The organism is Reichenbachiella agarivorans (assembly GCF_025502585.1).
Taxonomy (GTDB): domain Bacteria; phylum Bacteroidota; class Bacteroidia; order Cytophagales; family Cyclobacteriaceae; genus Reichenbachiella; species Reichenbachiella agarivorans.
In genome coordinates, this window is the sequence record NZ_CP106679.1 from 2,637,866 (window position 1) to 2,655,630 (window position 17,765).

17 protein-coding genes are annotated in these 17,765 nt (G+C 41.6%); 9 read left to right on the plus strand and 8 right to left on the minus strand.

The genetic code is table 11. The features are described from left to right. Nucleotides 1-59: 59 nt before the first annotated feature. Entirely contained in the window at nucleotides 60-2,207 is a 2,148-nt protein-coding gene (locus N6H18_RS11090; protein ID WP_262308342.1) for a M3 family metallopeptidase, read from the minus strand. Nucleotides 2,208-2,581: 374 nt separating this feature from the next. On the opposite strand from N6H18_RS11090, the gene N6H18_RS11095 reads away from it, so the two are divergent. The 4 genes from N6H18_RS11095 (at nucleotide 2,582) to arsB (ending at nucleotide 5,196) form a co-directional block, all read left to right on the plus strand. Beyond that, nucleotides 2,582-2,917, plus strand: coding sequence for an ArsR/SmtB family transcription factor (locus N6H18_RS11095; protein ID WP_262308343.1), 336 nt, complete (start codon nucleotides 2,582-2,584; stop codon nucleotides 2,915-2,917). Nucleotides 2,918-2,957: 40 nt separating this feature from the next. After that, the gene (locus N6H18_RS11100) at nucleotides 2,958-3,425 is read left to right on the plus strand and encodes a DUF6428 family protein (RefSeq protein ID WP_262308344.1); all 468 of its coding nucleotides are present in this window, start codon (nucleotides 2,958-2,960) and stop codon (nucleotides 3,423-3,425) included. Between the two features lie 98 nt (nucleotides 3,426-3,523). Beyond that, nucleotides 3,524-4,135, plus strand: coding sequence for a low molecular weight phosphatase family protein (locus tag N6H18_RS11105; protein WP_262308345.1), 612 nt, complete (start codon nucleotides 3,524-3,526; stop codon nucleotides 4,133-4,135). Beyond that, complete coding sequence (gene arsB / locus N6H18_RS11110; protein ID WP_262308346.1) at nucleotides 4,132-5,196, plus strand: ACR3 family arsenite efflux transporter; 1,065 nt, start codon at nucleotides 4,132-4,134, stop codon at nucleotides 5,194-5,196. Before N6H18_RS11105 ends, arsB begins: the two co-directional genes overlap by 4 nt. Before the next feature lie 63 nt (nucleotides 5,197-5,259). Here arsB and N6H18_RS11115 read toward each other — a convergent pair whose 3' ends face one another. Then, nucleotides 5,260-6,303: a Gfo/Idh/MocA family oxidoreductase gene (locus tag N6H18_RS11115; RefSeq protein ID WP_262308347.1), complete on the minus strand. Its 1,044-nt coding sequence runs from the start codon at nucleotides 6,301-6,303 to the stop codon at nucleotides 5,260-5,262. Between the two features lie 307 nt (nucleotides 6,304-6,610). Between N6H18_RS11115 and N6H18_RS11120 the strand changes: the two genes are divergently transcribed. The 4 genes from N6H18_RS11120 to N6H18_RS11135 all read left to right on the plus strand — a co-directional run bounded on the left by N6H18_RS11120 (nucleotide 6,611) and on the right by N6H18_RS11135 (nucleotide 9,016). Beyond that, nucleotides 6,611-7,300, plus strand: a complete 690-nt coding sequence (locus tag N6H18_RS11120) for a response regulator transcription factor (RefSeq protein ID WP_316044803.1) — start codon at nucleotides 6,611-6,613, stop codon at nucleotides 7,298-7,300. Beyond that, nucleotides 7,300-8,655, plus strand: a complete 1,356-nt coding sequence (locus N6H18_RS11125) for a HAMP domain-containing sensor histidine kinase (protein ID WP_262308348.1) — start codon at nucleotides 7,300-7,302, stop codon at nucleotides 8,653-8,655. Before N6H18_RS11120 ends, N6H18_RS11125 begins: the two co-directional genes overlap by 1 nt. Nucleotides 8,656-8,735: 80 nt before the next feature. Then, on the plus strand, nucleotides 8,736-8,870 hold the full coding sequence (locus N6H18_RS11130) for a hypothetical protein (RefSeq protein ID WP_262308349.1): 135 nt from the start codon (nucleotides 8,736-8,738) through the stop codon (nucleotides 8,868-8,870). 11 nt (nucleotides 8,871-8,881) lie between these two features. Further along, nucleotides 8,882-9,016: a hypothetical protein gene (locus N6H18_RS11135; RefSeq protein WP_262308350.1), complete on the plus strand. Its 135-nt coding sequence runs from the start codon at nucleotides 8,882-8,884 to the stop codon at nucleotides 9,014-9,016. A gap of 135 nt (nucleotides 9,017-9,151) precedes the next feature. On the opposite strand, the gene N6H18_RS11140 is transcribed toward N6H18_RS11135, so the two are convergent. Beyond that, a complete protein-coding gene (locus tag N6H18_RS11140) occupies nucleotides 9,152-9,784 on the minus strand; it encodes an NAD(P)H-dependent oxidoreductase (protein WP_262308351.1) in 633 nt (210 codons plus the stop codon). Nucleotides 9,785-9,897: 113 nt separating this feature from the next. Between N6H18_RS11140 and N6H18_RS11145 the strand changes: the two genes are divergently transcribed. Next, a complete protein-coding gene (locus tag N6H18_RS11145) occupies nucleotides 9,898-10,272 on the plus strand; it encodes a winged helix-turn-helix transcriptional regulator (protein WP_262308352.1) in 375 nt (124 codons plus the stop codon). Nucleotides 10,273-10,333: 61 nt separating this feature from the next. Here N6H18_RS11145 and N6H18_RS11150 read toward each other — a convergent pair whose 3' ends face one another. From N6H18_RS11150 to N6H18_RS11170, 5 genes are all read right to left on the minus strand, one after another. Beyond that, entirely contained in the window at nucleotides 10,334-12,307 is a 1,974-nt protein-coding gene (locus N6H18_RS11150; RefSeq protein ID WP_262308353.1) for a T9SS type A sorting domain-containing protein, read from the minus strand. Between the two features lie 292 nt (nucleotides 12,308-12,599). Beyond that, nucleotides 12,600-14,075: a 7TM diverse intracellular signaling domain-containing protein gene (locus N6H18_RS11155; protein WP_262308354.1), complete on the minus strand. Its 1,476-nt coding sequence runs from the start codon at nucleotides 14,073-14,075 to the stop codon at nucleotides 12,600-12,602. A gap of 342 nt (nucleotides 14,076-14,417) precedes the next feature. After that, nucleotides 14,418-14,870 (minus strand): hypothetical protein, encoded by a 453-nt coding sequence (locus tag N6H18_RS11160; RefSeq protein ID WP_262308355.1) that lies wholly within the window; start codon nucleotides 14,868-14,870, stop codon nucleotides 14,418-14,420. A gap of 80 nt (nucleotides 14,871-14,950) precedes the next feature. Next, the gene (locus tag N6H18_RS11165) at nucleotides 14,951-16,591 is read right to left on the minus strand and encodes a capsule assembly Wzi family protein (RefSeq protein WP_262308356.1); all 1,641 of its coding nucleotides are present in this window, start codon (nucleotides 16,589-16,591) and stop codon (nucleotides 14,951-14,953) included. After that, entirely contained in the window at nucleotides 16,591-17,736 is a 1,146-nt protein-coding gene (locus N6H18_RS11170) for a glycosyltransferase family 4 protein (RefSeq protein ID WP_262308357.1), read from the minus strand. Before N6H18_RS11170 ends, N6H18_RS11165 begins: the two co-directional genes overlap by 1 nt. Nucleotides 17,737-17,765 lie beyond the last annotated feature (29 nt).

The following is a 17,765-nucleotide window of genomic DNA, read 5'->3' on the forward strand; positions in this document are numbered from 1 at the left end:
CGGAAAGTTTACAAAGATTATCTCTGTGGTCATACCACTACTTTCTTAGTTGGTATTGTCTACTCCTCTACAGTAATGGGAAACCCTCTATCTCTCATGAGAGCTTCGATATTGGCATCCCGTCCTCTGAAGAGTCGATAGGCCGCCGCTGGATCCATAGAGTTTCTTGGAGCAAACAAATACTTGACAAGTTTGCTAGCCACCTCTTCGTCATAAAAACCTCCTGGAGCTTCTGTAAATGCTTCGGCTGCATCAGCTGTTAATACATCTGCCCACAGATATCCGTAGTAGGCTGTAGCATAACCTTCTCCAGAAAAAACATGACCGAAATGTGGTGTTCGATGACGCATTGGTAGTTCTTTAGGCATTTTCAATTCTGCCAATGTTTCTCGTTCAAATCGGTCTACATCTATGCTGTCAGGATTTGCCAAGTGGAGTTTCATATCCATGATAGCTGAAGCCAAATACTCTGTTGTGGAGAATCCTTGATTAAAAGTATCTGCATTCTTGATTTTAGCCACCAAGGATGCTGGTATTGGTTCCCCTGTTTTATTGTGGACCAAAAAGTTGTTGATCACATCATCAGTAGACAACCAACGCTCCAGCAACTGTGATTGGAACTCGGTGTAATCTCTGACTCCACCATTCAAGGTAGGGTACTTTACATTGGACGAGAAAAAGTGAAGGGCGTGACCAAACTCATGAAAGAAAGTTGTCGCATCATCCCATGATACCAACAGTGCTTCTCCAGGTGCTGGCTTTACAAAGTTGGAATTGTTAGATGCCAATACGTTCCTCTCACCGTCAAAAGTCGTATAGTTCCTGTAAGTAGTGGCCCATGCTCCTGACCTCTTGCCTTGTCTGGCATATGGATCCAAATACCACAACCCAATATTGTCACCAGAGTCTATATCTGTGACTTCCCAGACTTTTACATCTTCGTTAAATACAGGCACTGAACCATCTTGTACGGGTGTGAATTTATAATTGAACAACCTACCTGCTACATAGTGCATTGCTTCCGTCAGTTTATCAAGTTGCAGGTATTGTTTTACTTCATCAGAGTCCAAATCATATTTTACCTTTCTTACCTTCTCAGCATAAAATCTATAATCCCAAGGTTCTATCACAATATTGTCTCCATTTTGGTCAGCTACAGCTTGCATATCTGCGACTTCTTCGGCCACTCTGGCAATAGCGGCTGGCCACACAGCTTCCATCAGTGCCATTGCATTTTCAGGTGTCTTGGCCATCCTGTCTTGCAAACGCCATTCAGCATAATTTGTGTATCCTAATAACTCTACACGTTCTCTTCGCAGTTTCAAAATATCAGCAATCAATTGATTGTTGTCATACTCGTCTCCGTTGTCCCCTCTAGCATAGTAATTGACCCAGACTTGCTGGCGCAATTCTCTATCTGTAGAGTACGTCAAAAAAGGGTCTATAGAAGATCGGGTATTGGTAATGGCATATTTCCCCTCTTGTCCTTTGTCTGTCGCTATTTTTGCCGCTGATTTGATAAAACTACCTGATAGTCCCCCCAATTGTTCCTCTGTGAGGTAGGTAACATAATTTTCTTCATCATGCAAAACGTTGTTTGAAAACTTAGTGTATAGACTAGAAAGCTCCTTATTTATCTCTGCATAACGAAGTTTTTTCTCAGGGCTGAGTGCTGCTCCATTCATAGCAAATCTATTGTATGTCAAATCTAACACCCGCTGTTGATCTGCTACTAATGGTGATTCTAAAGAAGCTTGATAGACTGCTTTGATTCTCTGAAACAACTGCTCATTTTGTGTGATTTTGGATTGAAACTCGGAGATTAAGGGTGCTAATTCTGTCTGAATTGTTCTGAACTCAGGAGTAGAAAGATTGCTACTTAAAATATTGTAATAGGTAAAGACTCTACCCAATTCTGCACCAGCACGTTCCATCTCTTCTATCGTGTTTTCAAAGGTAGGAGCCTCTGTGCTACTTGCTATGATGTCAATCTCTTCTAGATTCAACTCCATGCCTTTTAGCATGGCAGGTTTGACATCTTCAATTTTTATCTTGTCAAATGCTGGGACACCACCAAAAGGGCCCTTCCACTCTTGTAACAATATGTTATCTACCTCAGGCTCTTTCTTTTCTTGCATACAACCAGAAAATACAGCCGTAGCTAGCAATAGCACGAGCAAGTGCTTAATTCTTATTTGATTTATCATTGTATTTGGGTTAATAATTATACGTACCATAAAATGGCTACAATGCTACAAACTTAACTTATTATCATATATTAATTTCCTTCTATTCTAGACCTAACTGTATGTCAAAACACATAATAATAGAATAAAATTACCCTTGGAGAATAGGAAGCAAAATCCTCTGTCCTCGTATGGTGCAGCACAGCGAGGGGCAATAGGCAGAGCGTTTTCAACGCGACTTTCCAGCTTGATGTAGCTGGATTTTTATAGTACTGCTTGCATATTTTCGACGGGACTAAGAATAACAAGGGATTATTTCTGGTAATAAAAAATGGCACATTTCCTAGATATATTTTGGTCAGTAGAGATATTTATCGTAATATTGCGATTAAACAATGGGAGTTACTAAGACAAATCTTTTTTCGGAAGTACAGAATGATCTGGCGACAGCAGCAAAGGCCTTTGCGCACCCTGCTCGCGTAGCGATTATTCAGCATTTGCTCAAGACCAATGCTTGTGTCAATGGGGATTTGGTATTGGAATTAGGTTTGGCTCAGGCAACTATCAGTCAGCACCTCAGAGAATTGAAAGATATCGGTATCATCCAAGGAACCATCGAAGGTTCGCGAATCAGCTACTGTATCAATCCAGTTCGGTGGGAAGGGATCAAAGAGCAGTTCAACGACATCTTTGATCAATTTGCGTCTTCTAAATCAGGAGATTGTTGTTAAAAAAAATTGTTTATACATATCGTAATATTGCAATAACATTATGAAGCTATCAGAAATTAAAACACATCTAGCCAAAGTAGAGCAAATCAATTTTGTTTTGCCTAGTGGCGAACAAGTACCCTCTCACTTTCATGTGACTGAAGTAGGAAGCATACAAAAGCATTTTATTGATTGTGGTGGTACTGTACGCAAGGAATCAGTTATCAACTTTCAGTTGTTTACCGCGGAGGATTATGATCACCGTTTGAGTGCAGAAAAACTCCGTGCTATCATTGAGTTGTCGGAGCGAAAATTGGCTCTGGACGATTTAGAAATTGAAGTAGAATACCAAGGCAATACCATTGGAAAATATGGGTTGGAGTTTCAAAATGGTGATTTTTACCTCACGGCTACACAAACAGATTGTTTGGCAAAAGATCAGTGTGGAATTCCATCACAAAAGCCAAGAATCAGACTGTCTACATTGAAGGAAGCTGAGTCTTGTGCTCCAGGATCAGGCTGTTGCTAATCTGTCAAATGATCTATTGCGTGTAGCGCAATAGATCATTAGGCTACCTAAATAAAACGATCAAAGTATTAAAATCATACAAAACCTATTATACAATTATGTTATCAGGGCTTTCGAAAACCATTGACAAAGTAAGAGGTCTAAGTATCTCAGCCGAGCGAAAGGAAGTACTAAAAGTGCTCATCGATTACGTTCAAAGCAAAGTGGATGCGGGACAAGAGGTCAACCTCAATTTTATTTGTACACACAATTCCCGCAGAAGCCAGTTTTCTCAAATCTGGGCTCAAACAGCGGCAGATTTCTTTGGTGTACCTGCGCATTGTTATTCTGGCGGGGTAGAGGTGACGGCATTCAACGAGCGTGCAGTGGACTCTATCAAGAGGAGTGGTTTTGGTGTTGCTGCGACAGGAGAGATCAATCCTGTGTATCAAGTTTTGCATTCAGAAGATGCTCAGGCAATTCAGGCATTTTCCAAACTTTTTGATGATCCTATCAACCAAGCTGCTCAATTTGCAGCTGTAATGACTTGCTCTCATGCTGATGACAACTGTCCGTTTATCCCAGGTACAGAGCAGCGCATCCCTGTTCGCTATGAGGACCCAAAGGCATTTGATGATACGCCTCAGGAGGCCGAAAAGTATGATGAGCGATCGATGCAGATTGCTTCTGAAATGTTCTATGTATTCTCTGAAATCAAATTGCCCTCATGACACAATCTAAGAAAAAATTAAGCTTTTTGGACAGCTACCTGACGCTTTGGATATTCCTAGCGATGGGGTTGGGAGTTGGGATTGGCTACTTTTTCCCCTCCAGTTCGGAGGTTATCAATTCATTTAGCAGCGGGAGCACGAATATCCCCATTGCTATTGGTTTGATCCTGATGATGTATCCGCCATTGGCCAAGGTCGACTACAAGTTGTTGCCCAAGGTGTTCAAGAATGTAAAGGTTTTGTCCATTTCTCTGGTGTTGAACTGGATAATAGGGCCAGTACTTATGTTTGTTTTGGCTTTGATTTTCCTCCATGATTACCCTGAGTATATGGTTGGACTGATTCTGATAGGCTTGGCACGCTGTATTGCTATGGTATTGGTTTGGAATGATTTGGCCGAAGGAAGCAGTGAGTATGGAGCAGGTTTAGTGGCGCTCAATAGTGTTTTTCAGGTGTTTGGTTATAGTTTTTATGCCTGGTTATTTATCACTGTATTGCCGCCTTATTTTGGGTTTGAAGGTGCCATTGTGGATATCTCGATTGTGACTATTGCAGAGAGTGTTGCCATTTATTTGGGTATTCCGTTCGTGATGGGGATGTTGAGCAGGTGGTGTTTGGTGAAGTGGAAAGGTGAAGAATGGTACAAGACCAAATTCATACCTACGATTTCACCTATGACACTGATTGCTTTGCTTTTTACGATCATCGTGATGTTCTCGCTCAAAGGAGAATTGATCGTACAAATACCGATGGATGTACTCAGGATTGCTGTACCGCTGATGATTTACTTCATCATCATGTTCCTCATCGGGTTTTTCATGAGCAAAGCCATGGGTGCGGAGTATGACAAAAATGCTTCGATAGCATTTACTGCTGCGGGCAACAATTTTGAATTGGCGATTGCTGTTGCGATTGCCGTCTTCGGACTCAATTCAGGACAGGCTTTCACAGGAGTCATAGGCCCTTTGGTAGAGGTTCCTGCCTTGATTCTGCTTGTAAAGGTAGCATTTTGGTTAAAGAAGAAATATTATACTGATGAGCTAAAGGTTAAAAGTTCATAAAGTTGAAAGAGGAAAAAGTTCATCGGCTATGGTCTATGGACTTTTTTCAATTGACTATTGACTTTAAAAACTAACTCTAATACCTTCTTTGTCGCTTTTGATGGCTGCTTCGATGATGCGAAGTACGTCTAAGGATTGTTTGGGGTGGACGATAAGGTCTACCTCTCCTCGGATGACTGCTGCGAGGTTGTCGTAGTAGGCATTGTAGTTGCCAGGGAGGGATGCTAGTCTGCCAGTGAAGTGCAGATCATTGATCTCAGTATTGAGTTTGCCCCAAATTTTTTGTGGCTCAATACCCCAATCTGGATTGCTGGGTGATTTGCCCGCTTTGAGATCGTCTTCTTGTCGATCCATGCCCCACTTGAGGAAGGAACCAAGCGTGCCATGAAGTGCATAACGTGGACCTTCTTCTCTGACGAGGTAGCTCGCTTTGAGGTTTACAGAGAGATTTTCATATTTGAGGTTGAGGTTGTAGTAGTCGTCTGCTTTGCCACCGCTGCGTTGGATACCAATCTCTGCAAAGACACTTTGGGGCATCCCAAACAAATCATAGGCTTGGTCTACCATGTGTGCACCGAGGTTGTACAGAATCTCGGCACCTGTGAGGGATTCTTCTTTCCAGGTATCTGGTTTGAGGAAATTGCGGTAGCGATCAAAATGTGATTCAAAGCTCACCAATCGACCCAACATTTTGTTTTGCACGACTTTTTTTACCGTTAGGTAATCACTGTCCCAGCGTCTGTTTTGAAATACACTCAGTGTGAGTTGCCTCTCTTCTGCCAGTGACATGAGGGTTTCTGCTTCGTGGCTATGGACTGTAAATGGCTTTTCTACCACGACATGTTTGCCAGCGTCGAGTGCCATGCGGCAAAATTCAAAATGGGTGGTATCGGGTGTATTGACGATGACCAATTCGATGTCCGGGTCTGCCAACAGTGCATCGAAACTCGCGACAATGTTAACGTCGGGGTAGATGTCTTTGGAGCCTTTGGGGCTTCTTTCCACGATGCTGTGTAACTCGAACTGGGGATTGGCATGTAGGAGAGGAGCGTGAAAAACGAGACCCGACATGCCGAAGGAGGCGATTCCTGTTTTGATTTTTTCCATTGGGGTAAAGGTAAAAAAGCTGCCTCAGAAATGCCTTATATCCTAGGGGTGGTATTCTGACACTCAAACTGATAATGCTTAGAATAAGAAATATTGAATGGTTGAAAACAGGCTTACGGGTAAAATTCTTGGAGATGAGCTGATTGACTTCATGATTTTTTATTACTCAATGAGGTAATCCATTGTTTTCAAGTTTAGGTTGATTTTGTGAATTGTATTGTCTTTTAACTCTAATTGGATTCTAATCGTAATTCGTATGAATAACAGGTAAAATTCAGCAGCTTTACTTGATTATTGTTTTTGTATCATGAAAATATTGCTCGTTGAAGATGAGGTTCAGGTGGTTTCATTTTTGAAACAAGGATTGGAAGAACATGGGCATGCTGTTTCGGTGGCATTGGATGGACAGTCTGGGTTTCAGATGCTCACCAAGCATAATTATGATGTGGCCATTTTAGATATCATGCTGCCTCACATCAATGGGATTGACTTGCTTCGCGCAGTACGTGAACAGGCTGTTCAGATTCCTATTATCATGCTGACCGCACTGGGTACTACCGAAAATATTATTTCTGGTTTGCAATCAGGAGCAGACGATTATTTGGTCAAGCCTTTCAAGTTTGAAGAACTGCTGGCGCGAATCAGTGCTGTCACACGTAGGGTGGTTGCTATCGAAAACCCCATAAAGGGAAATCATATATTGAGTTTTCATGATATTGTGGTGGATGATCATCTCAAATCTGTGAAACGTGGGGGTGAGAAAATCAACCTTACCAATACAGAGTATAGATTGTTGTGTTGTTTGATCCATAACAAAAACCGTGTACTTACCCGTCAGCAACTGCTCAACAAAGTCTGGGGCATTGATTTCGAACTCAGCACCAATGTAGTGGATGTCTATGTCAACTACCTGAGGAAAAAAATTGAATTTTCGAATTTGGATCGAGTAATCCATACTGTGGTAGGAATAGGCTATGTACTTAAAAAGGACGAGTGATGATCAGACTAAGGGTTGCTCTTTTGTTTTCTTTTCTGACGGGTTTGGCGTTGTTGTTTTTTATGTCTTTGGTATATTTTACATCCAAGGACAGTATGGAGGACAACTTCTTTGATGATCTCATGGATAAGGCCAAACTGGAGGGAGAAATACTCCTTGAGAAGGATGAATTGGCAGCAGAGATTTACCAGGAAATCATCAGCAATCATTTGGTAAGACTGAATCAGGAGCAGCTCTATGTGATTCCATTATATGATGTGACCAGATCTATAGCTGATGGAATACTGGATCAATACACCTTGGATTTGACGCTGAGTACGGGTGAGCGTCGCTTTTATAAAGACCAAGAGCAATGGGTGAGTTTGTTTTATTCAGACAATGAGGGAGATTTTATCATTTTATTGACTGCTATCGATGATGAAAGCGAGGGTGAACTCAATGACTTGATCAGCAGCATGTTTTCTGGATTGGTGGTGACGATGATAGTTCAGTTTTTTGTAGGATGGTTTTTTGCGAAAGAGATTACTTTTCCGATCATCAACATCGCTACGCAGCTCAAAGAGATCAATACCAGTAAACTGTCTAGTCGTGTGGTGGTGAGTAAAAAGAAAGATGAGGTACAGCAATTGGAACTCACGCTCAACGAGATGTTGGACAGGCTGGAAAAGGGTTTTGATTTACAAAAAAAGTTTTTGGCGAATGCCTCTCATGAACTCAAGACACCTCTGACGATCATCAGTGGCGAGTCTGATGTGGCGCTACATCGTACACGAACTGAGGCGGAGTATCAACACTCACTGAGGGTGATTTTGACAGAGGCAGACAAGCTGACTCACATCATAGCGGATCTGATCCAGTTGACTGAGGTGAGCATGGGAGGGAGTAAATATTTTGAGAAGACGGAGTTTGGGATAGAAGATCTTGTGTTGGACTTGCAGGCGACCATGTTTCGGTATTTTGGAGAGGATTTGCTCCGTGTGCAGTATATCCATGAGGAGACATCGTATGCGTTGCTTGGAAATAAAAACTGGCTCTTGATTGCCTTTATCAATATCACCAAAAACGCGTTGAAATTCTCAGACAAGCAGCCAGTAACTGTACGTATTGAGTACAAAACACAGGAGCAATCTGTGGTGGTGGAGTTTGTAGATCAGGGAATAGGGATACCTGCTGATGATTTGCCCCTGATTGTTAACCCGTTTTTTAGAGCCAGCAATGTAGGTAATATCTCAGGATCGGGAGTGGGTCTATCCATTGTACAGGAGATTATCAAACTGCACCAGGGCGAGATGCAAATCACATCGCAGGTAGATCAAGGCACCACTGTCAGGTTGATTTTGCCCATAGTCAGCTAAATTCTAATCACTTTCTAATTCCATTCTCAGGAGTTTATCAGACGAAAGTGCCTATTTCACATCATAAAGTAATGGCGCTGATGATGAATAAATATTTCTTCAACTACAATAAAGACGGCATCCAATCATCTGATGATCATTGGGTGCTTAGGATATTGGTTCTAGTGGAGACGATTGTCATAGTATGTGCGATTATTTCTTTGATCAAATCATAAAAAATAAAATCATGAATACAGAATATAAAATTTATAGCAAGAGAAGCATGGTGTATTCTATTCTTACGGATATGCTAAAGGTCATCAAGGACATTTTCTCAAAGAAGAAAGTGGTTAAGAAAAAGAACAACAAGAAGTTTTATTAAACAAGTGGCGGTCTAAATGACCAAATGAAAGGAGATATACTGAGGATAGGGCTCAGTATTCTCCTTTTTTAGCACAGGAGAAGTGTAGTCTCATATTGCATGTTCAAAATAAAATATGAGACTACTTCATGTGTATTAGCTCAACTCTGTAATGAATTCTTCTTTGGGAGTTCTTACTTTTTTCATGTTGACCAACCAGTCATTGGCCTCATCTCTGTATCCTAATGCCAGTATCAACACGCTTTTCAGTCCTTTTTCATTCAATCCCAAAATCTCATCTACTTTGTCAGGAACAAAACCTTCCATAGGAGTGGCATCTACTTTTTGTTCGGCAGCAGCTGCAATAGCCATTCCAAATGAAATGTAGGCTTGTTTAGCGGCATGTTGTGCCTGCCAATCTTGACCTAGCGGCTCATACATACCCCAAATGGTGTTTTTGTAATCTGTCATGGTGGTATGAGGCAGGCCTCTCTGATCCATGGTTTTGTTGAAGACTGTGTCGATTCGTTCTTCTGAATAGCCGTCCCATGCCGCAAAGACCAGTACGTGTGATGCATCTATGATCTGACTCTGATTCCACGCTACAGCTTTTAACTTTTCTTGAACCCCCTTATTGGCAATCACAAAGACTTGGTAAGGTTGTAATCCAGAAGACGAAGGAGCCAGTCTTGCCGCTTCTAGTATGTAATCCAATTTTTTTTGTGGAACTGTGTTTCCATTCATTTTTTTCGTAGCGTATCGCCATTGTAGATCCTCTATTAAACTCATTGTCTGTGTTTTTATTTGTGAATAAACTTAGTTCATTGTACTATACATTAGTAAGTATAGTACAATATTATAGTACTATACTTTGATATAGTTTGTTTCATTATCTTTGAAAAATGAGCACAGAAAATGCAAATGATAAATCTGTAGAAGGTAAGGAGAAAAGGCATGGTGCCTGTCTCGGTATCATACAGCCCGTACAGGACGCATTGTATGTCCTGAGTGGCAAGTGGAAGTTGCCTATTATTATTTCATTGACTTTTGGCAACAAGCGCTTTAGCGAGATGGCAAAGGAGATTCCCAAAATCACCGACAGGATGCTGTCCAAAGAATTGAGAGAGTTGGAAATGAATCAACTCATCAAGCGTACAGTGTACGATTCGATCCCTGTCATCGTAGAATACTCGTTGACCGATCATGGCAAATCACTCAGCCCAGTCATAGATGTACTCTACCAATGGGGAAAGGAACATCGTCAAAAGATCATCTAATGGCCCCAAAGTTCACTACGCGAATTCTTTTTTGTAGAATGAACTTCGGGACAGTTGGAGGTTATGGATTGATGATTAGTTTTCGAGTGTAATTCCAGCCATTGGTCTGGATCAACACGATGTAGAGTCCTGATTCTAGCGGCAGGTTTACCTGCATATTGGATTGGTCGTTTCCTATACTGTGGAGCATCACCTGACCTGAGTGGTTGATGATATTGACCGAGTATATCTTTTCTTTAGCACTGACCTGTATATTCAATTCTGATCCGTTGAGTGGATTGGGATAGACAGAGACCTTGTTTGATTGATCTGTAGCATTCAAGACGATCTTAGCCACGGTGATGGTGCCTGAGATGCTGTCGTTGGCGGTGTTACCTACGGTGGTTACCCAATAGTTGAAAGCTCCTTCTTCTGTAGGTGTGCCGCTGATAATTACAGTTTTGTCAGTGGTGTTGGTCGTGCCAGTTACGCCAGCCGGCAATCCAGTGACTGTGACGTCAGTGGCATTTTCCCATGTGAGCTGAATGTCGGAGATGCTCTCACCCAAATCCAGAGTCTGTGTGGTGTCACCTTCCGCAGCTACCATCAGCCGGCCAGGCGTTTCGTTGTTTTCATAGTTTGTATCGCCACCATCTAGTTGCTCTTCGGTTAGGGTGGCGACCAGACTGTTGATGTACATTTCTACGTTGGTGTAGAAGTGGCTCATGTCGTAGGAGATGTTGTCACTCGCGTCATCTTTGTTGAGCCCATTGGTAGTTTCCCAATCATCTGGCATGCCATCTAGATCCGTGTCCAATGGTGCTGCAGTAGCCTCATAGGTATCCCATCCACCTACGTCAGCTTGTGTGTCGATGAGTCCTGGTTTGCTATCACCAGTAGTAGAACCCAAGTAAGTAGTTGTACCAGTGCGGGTTTCTTCAGTGACTCTGGTGTCGTGGACATCACGTGCTAAGCATGCCCCAGCATAAGCCAATACGCGATCAAAGGCTATTTCTGCAGTGTGTGTTGTAATTTGGCCGTACTCAAACTCCACTTCAGATTTGACATCTGCGTCTCTGAGGTTACCGCTTGGATTGATGCCTTGCCAGTTGTCATTGGTGACTGTCTCACTGCCATACATGTAGTTGCCTGCGACATAGAAGTAGCCGTGTGTGCCTTGGATGTTGTTGTTGCTGCCATTGTCTGCATCTGGTTGAAAGATCTGGTACTTTTTGTTGCTGTCTGGGGTGGCAGGACCAGATTTGTAGTAGTTGTTGACGAAATTGAAACTCCCGCCTTCGCCAGCATAGCCGCTGTTGGCTCCCCAGTTGTAGATGACGTTGTTTCGAAAATCGACCAATTCTATCGCTGGGTTGCCTGTGTACCGGCTGCCATTCATACGAGGGTTTCTGCTGTCATGATGTGCGAGCAGGTTGTGGTGAAACGATGCGCCCTGTCCTCCCCAGATACCACCGTATCCATGTGTTCCCTTGCCATGGACAGAAATTCGCAAGCTCTCTGACAAGATGCACCATTGCATGGTGAAGTTTTCATTGTCGTAGAACGAACCGCACTCATCTGTACTCCAGCTCATCGAGCAGTGATCGATGATGATGTTTTTTTGCTCGCGTCCCCACATGGCATCACCTTCGTAGGCTTTTTCGTCTCCCATTCGGGTGCTAATGTATCTGATGATCACATTGTTTGCGTCGATTTGCATGCTGTAGTTTTTGAGGCAAATCCCCGCTCCTGGAGCAGTTTGTCCAGCGATGGTGATGTCGTCATTCGCAATTTTCAAGACACTGTTGAGTTCGATGATGCCTGACACGGCAAATACGATGATTCTTGGGCCGCTTTGCTTGATGGCTTCTCTCAGGCTGCCCTCGCCAGAGTCATTGAGGTTGGTGACATAGATCACTTGCCCCCCACGGCCTCCGGTAGTGAACCTACCATGACCCTCTGCTCCTGGAAAGGCCGGGGCTTCTATATTCACGATTTGACCCAATGCTGTGCTGACTGCACATGCAAGGATAGAAATTAGTAACAATGCTCTCATCTGCTATTCTCGTTTAATCTGTTAATTTCAGTTTCGTTCGTTTAGACGCCAATCTATTCGCTTCACTTTGATCTGTATATTCCAGTCTCTTGACCAGCGATACAGATGGCGTTTGGTTGGGTATATTAGGAGAGGTTTCTTAATTGCTAAACTAGTGAATTGAGTTTGGGAGCATGTGAGATTGGACTATCCAATATTTTGGAAAGTCTATTCATTTTTGAACATGAAGATTGAATAGTTCTGAAAAGCAGATGAAATGGATTGCTTTGTACTCCCGATTAATATGCTAATCTTATGATTTAGAACCCCTTTTCTCTTCTTCTAGATCTTGATAAATGCTTTTTCTTACCTCGTTGAATTCGTTTTCATATTGGTCGAGGTAGCCTTCATTTTCGAGCATGGCAGACATACGTTTGGCGACATAGTCCATCTCGGTGGTGGAGTCTTCTATATGTTTCAGGTATTCATTGCTTTCTTCTTGGCTATTGCTGTAGTGCAGGATATTCAGCAATCCGATGATACGAGAGAGTGGTGCACGAAGCAAGTGCGAATTCATAAAGGATTGCTTGGCCAGCAACCAGTTTTGTTCCTTGGTGTAATCCAAGTACTCTACTTCTAAAGCGCGTTTTTCCTTTTTGAGTACATTCATTCGATCACCGATTGCGAAAGCAAAGAGGACAGCTTCGATGGCAAAACCATAGTAGAATGATTCTTCGACAAAATCATTGTAAGGGATGATGCCATTGGTGGAGAGGATGAATAGAACCATACCCGAGATGGCAAACAACCAACCGAGCACGTAGTAGTGCGCATGGCTCACGCCTTTGATCCAGATATATACTCCCGCAGACCAGAGACTCAGGTTGAACAGCAGGGAAGAAACCGAAACAATCACCGCCATGATGCCGACATGTAGCCAGCCTGACACATCCAAGAGCGGTACTATCACTACCAATACAGTCATCAGCAGCATTATCCAATAGCGTAATTGGGGGGCATTCTTTTTGAGATCCAAATAGATGATAGCAAACCAACCTCCAGTCAGGTAACCAATGCTCGTCCAGACTGTATAGAATGGATTTCCCTGCCACATCCATTCTTCACTGAATAGCACATAGCCATTGTGAAAAGGTACTGCATAAGTCACAAACAGTAAATAGATCAGATAAGGAATGAAAATAATATCTCGCGTGGAGAATAATAGAAAGACATTGTAGATGAAGATGCAGAGCATAAAACCGATGAAGGCCAGAGGGATGCTTTCTTTGTGTAGCAAGTAGTTGGTGATCTGCGTCAGGTCGCCGGTTTTCAAGATATAGTTGCGGTGGCGCCTAGCTGCTATTCGGAGGAGGAAGTAGTCACTTTGGTGAGCAGGTAGTGGGATGGCTACTGTTCTATATGGAAAGCCTGCGATTCGCGTTTCAGGATTGAGATGGTCGTAATGATAGGTCATTTGATACTGTCCTACCGTATCTGGTGCGAACAAAGTCGCACGCCAAACGATAGATTCACTTCCAGGACTGAGGTATTCGAGTGCATTACTTGGGTGCTTGAAGCCCAACCAGATTACCGAATCTTTGATGCCACAATTGATGATATCGTTGCTGAGGGTTTGGAAATGATCATTTTCCCATAGTGTAGCTACTTGATCTACAGTAAGAACTCCTGTGGTATCGACCAACTGATACACACCTTGAATGAGAGGAAACTGATGATTATTTTGAGCAATGGAGTCATGAATGGACACCAGCACCCACATGTATCCCATTAGTGAAAGTATTGATAAGCGTCTCAAAATGCTAACTAGTTTCGTCCGTGATAAAATAGTTGGATACAGGTGGACAAACGATGGAAGGACAAAGTTAGTGAATCCTAAATTCTATAATTGAGGAGTTGATAGATATTTGAACAGTCGTTGGTTAGATTGAATTATAGAAATTTTGAACATACCTATTCACTCCCAGATTTGATTGTCATTGCATGATTATGAATCACAAGAACTTATGAAGTTGAAAAGTTCTATTTAGCGATCATACTTAGTTGGTGGTTACCGGTTATAACCTATTTCTTTATTGGACACTTCAAGGTTTTCAAGTCTGGAAATAGTGACTTAATAACTAGCTAGTTTATGAAATTGTGTAAATTTTAATCCAGGAGTATCATGCTTGTCATTAGAGTCTTTATTTACATAGTCTACACTTTCTCCATTTTTGTATAGTTCGTAAACAATTTCCCACCTGTTTTCTGCACACATCTCACATTTATCATTATATCCTTCAACTTTGAGTTCCTGTTTGTTGTTCTTTATATACATGTTTAGATTTAACAAAACCTCATGATTGGTTTGGGTGGTAGAGGTTCTAGTATCGAAAACCATCTCTCCATCGACATAGACCAAAGCGTAGTTGTCAAGATTGAAGAATATGATCGAATAACCCTGAGCCAATGGAGCTAGTTCTGATTCAGATTTTGCATTTTCAAGCTTTTTAGGGCTAGGGACACAAGATGTAAATAATAAAGCAATTACTAGGGTGGTGAAAAAATAGTTTTTGATTGATATCATATGATAGGAATTTTTATAATTGAGTAGACGAAATGTAGGTATTAAAGTTATCAAATAGTATTGCGTGATTGTTTTTAGAATCATTTCAGCTGCTTGCTTATACTTAGACCTAATTGCAGGTTGTTTTGATCATTTTTGGCCATGTAATACATATTTTTTCTCAAACTGAGCAGACATTCACTACTGAGCAAAAAACCATTGACAAATATGGATAACCTTGATCCAATAGTCCATTCGAAATCGTGTAGGTCATTATTTAAAATGTTGTCTATAAAATAGTCATCATTGAAACGAACTCTTTCACCATAGAGTTGAATTAAGCCCTTTTTGAAAAATAACTCAGTGCCAATGTAATCTGTTGTTGCACCAGGTCCCACACTCGCCCCCATGACTTGCCCATTATTGGTATAACCTTGAGTGACTATGTGATGAGTGTACCAAGTATTGTACCCACGGTACAAACCAGATTTTGCCTTATCTACAGAGCAATGTTCATAGGTGAGTTTGATGACGTTGGTATTGTTTAAATCAATATATTTGCTCATACCTATAGTGTATCCTCTGGCATGATCAGGTTCCGATCCGAATAGACTACCTCCAAAATCATTTTTGCCGAATTCAAGGTAGGTATCAAAACCTACTTCTTTAAATACCCAACGTACTGTGGCAGAAGCAATTTGATCATATTCATCATTTTGTCCTACTGTCTCATTTTTATTTTCAAACCACCAGAAGGTTTTATATAAATCTTTCGCTGTAAACTCCTCTCCTCGTTTGTAAAGAGCTCGATTAAAGCCAATGGATAAGCTTGGGATAAAACTTGGACTATAGGATATAGACATTCCTGTCCAATACCTATAGTTGTTGTCATTATTGTCATCAAAATACTCTGACTCATTCAATACACCCCAATATACTTTCGCTTCTATCGAGCCTATCTTGGTTTGAATAGGCGTATGTGTACCTAGATCCACATGCGGAATTCCTTCTGCATTGCTGCTCAAAATCAACGGATTTCTTTGTGCAGGACCCCATACGATGTTTTGTGTAGAAGCTCCAAGCGTGAAGTTTTTATATGCCATACGAACATCTGTCTGACCCCAATCAAACTCAATAAAGTTCTCATCACCGTAGCGCTGTACCCAATCAATCCTTCGATCCGTAAACTGGTAATTATAGGGGGAATTGTTACCTCTTTGTGATGCCAAATCATAGGAGACATTTTGGGAATAGTAAACTACTGGTGCGAAGGTGAACTCTAGTATTCCATACCTTCCACTTATTCCTCCTTGTAATACCGAAGTGAATCCCTTGCCTTTCCATACGGCTCCATCGTTATATCCTTTAGGGTATTTGGAGTTGTAATAGTTAGAGAATCTAAAAGACATTAGTTTAATTGATTTGTCAGGAATACCATTAAACTGGAGTTGATCAGCCCAAATATTCCACGCAAGTGAGTCTTTCTTGTATTGACTGACAATAGAAGGAAAAATGCCTAGGCGATCTTGTATATCGTTATTTTTCATTTCAATAACTCGATAGTATTCTAAAATCTCACTGTTGGGATATAAAATCTGTCCGAACGAAAAGAAATGAAATAAAAGAATCAGTATCAAAGTGATGAGATGTTTCATTCGTAGGTATTGGGTGTTATTCATAGCTCCTGCAGCTGTTCGCATGTAAGGTAAGAGGTCAGTTTTGTAAAACATCCAATTCTTCATTACAATATATTTGAATAAAGTGAAATCCATTTTTCTGCGATGCTATTCCATCGATAGTCACCAGCCGTTATTTTGGCAGCTTGGGCCAGTTCCTCTGCTCTGTCAGGTGTATCCAAAATGTTTTGTAGACAGGCTGCCAATGCTTGTACATTTCCAGGTTCAGTGAGGTATCCATTTTTTTCGTTTGTAATTAACTCTGGAATAGACCCAGCAGTCGTTGTAACAATAGGTGCTCCAGCTGCCATGGCCTCTGCAATAGAATTCCCAAAACTCTCTTCTAGGGATGGCAAGCAAACAATCGCACTTTCTGATATTAATTTGGCAATATCTTGATGATTGAGCCAGTCTATATGCTTTACCCTCTTACCAAGACCTAACTGCTCTATTCGGTTCTTAAATTCAGAAAAGTATAATCCAGAACCAGCTGTTGTCAAAGTAGTGTAGTCTGAAAGTTGAGCAAAAGCTTCTAGCAAAATATCGACACCTTTGGTTTTTTCCAATCGACCAAAGAAGAAGATGGATCCAGGGACAGGCCGTCGTTTTGGTCCATCAAAAACATCGTCAATGATTCCATTGGGTATAACTTTTATTTTGCTGTCAGCTATTTGATAGGTTTGTTGTATGGTTTCGGCGGCAAACTGACTGGTAGGGGCGATGATGTCGGCGTGTGAGATAGTGTGAGCCAGCAGCTGGTACTTGTTGAGAGACAACACATCATACCAACTGGGAGGGGTTAGTGTGTTGGGGGATTTTATCTCAGGATAAAGTGGGTAACGAGGTGTACATACTAGTCTAAAATTACTTGTAGGCTTGAAATAGCCTAATAATGCCGATTCCTCACCGTTGGAATGTACAACTGTCGACTTAGTGATCAATCTATCTACTTGTTTCTTTACAGAATAGATACTGGCATTTCTGAGTATTGCTGTTCTTTTAGATTTTAGGGCAGGCAATACACCCCACACTATATTATAGTTGACAGGCTCTGTGATATGAATATTTTCAAAAGGGGACTTTGTGTAAATCACATGTACATCAACACCAGCATTAGCGAGATGAGTAGCAATACTATGAGTAGATCTTTGTCCTCCTCCACTATAGGCCGACCAAGGAGAGAAATTGCAAGTGAGTATGACGCGCATCATGCAAATTTACCCTTGAAATTTGGTACCGC

Coding starts and splice junctions, on each gene's coding strand:
- N6H18_RS11090 (WP_262308342.1), bottom strand. CDS start 2,207: ATGATAAATCAAATAAGAATTAAGCACTTGCTCGTGCTATTGCTAGCT.
- N6H18_RS11095 (WP_262308343.1), top strand. CDS start 2,582: ATGGGAGTTACTAAGACAAATCTTTTTTCGGAAGTACAGAATGATCTG.
- N6H18_RS11100 (WP_262308344.1), top strand. CDS start 2,958: ATGAAGCTATCAGAAATTAAAACACATCTAGCCAAAGTAGAGCAAATC.
- N6H18_RS11105 (WP_262308345.1), top strand. CDS start 3,524: ATGTTATCAGGGCTTTCGAAAACCATTGACAAAGTAAGAGGTCTAAGT.
- arsB (WP_262308346.1), top strand. CDS start 4,132: ATGACACAATCTAAGAAAAAATTAAGCTTTTTGGACAGCTACCTGACG.
- N6H18_RS11115 (WP_262308347.1), bottom strand. CDS start 6,303: ATGGAAAAAATCAAAACAGGAATCGCCTCCTTCGGCATGTCGGGTCTC.
- N6H18_RS11120 (WP_316044803.1), top strand. CDS start 6,611: ATGAAAATATTGCTCGTTGAAGATGAGGTTCAGGTGGTTTCATTTTTG.
- N6H18_RS11125 (WP_262308348.1), top strand. CDS start 7,300: ATGATCAGACTAAGGGTTGCTCTTTTGTTTTCTTTTCTGACGGGTTTG.
- N6H18_RS11130 (WP_262308349.1), top strand. CDS start 8,736: ATGATGAATAAATATTTCTTCAACTACAATAAAGACGGCATCCAATCA.
- N6H18_RS11135 (WP_262308350.1), top strand. CDS start 8,882: ATGAATACAGAATATAAAATTTATAGCAAGAGAAGCATGGTGTATTCT.
- N6H18_RS11140 (WP_262308351.1), bottom strand. CDS start 9,784: ATGAGTTTAATAGAGGATCTACAATGGCGATACGCTACGAAAAAAATG.
- N6H18_RS11145 (WP_262308352.1), top strand. CDS start 9,898: ATGAGCACAGAAAATGCAAATGATAAATCTGTAGAAGGTAAGGAGAAA.
- N6H18_RS11150 (WP_262308353.1), bottom strand. CDS start 12,307: ATGAGAGCATTGTTACTAATTTCTATCCTTGCATGTGCAGTCAGCACA.
- N6H18_RS11155 (WP_262308354.1), bottom strand. CDS start 14,075: ATGGGATACATGTGGGTGCTGGTGTCCATTCATGACTCCATTGCTCAA.
- N6H18_RS11160 (WP_262308355.1), bottom strand. CDS start 14,870: ATGATATCAATCAAAAACTATTTTTTCACCACCCTAGTAATTGCTTTA.
- N6H18_RS11165 (WP_262308356.1), bottom strand. CDS start 16,591: ATGAAGAATTGGATGTTTTACAAAACTGACCTCTTACCTTACATGCGA.
- N6H18_RS11170 (WP_262308357.1), bottom strand. CDS start 17,736: ATGATGCGCGTCATACTCACTTGCAATTTCTCTCCTTGGTCGGCCTAT.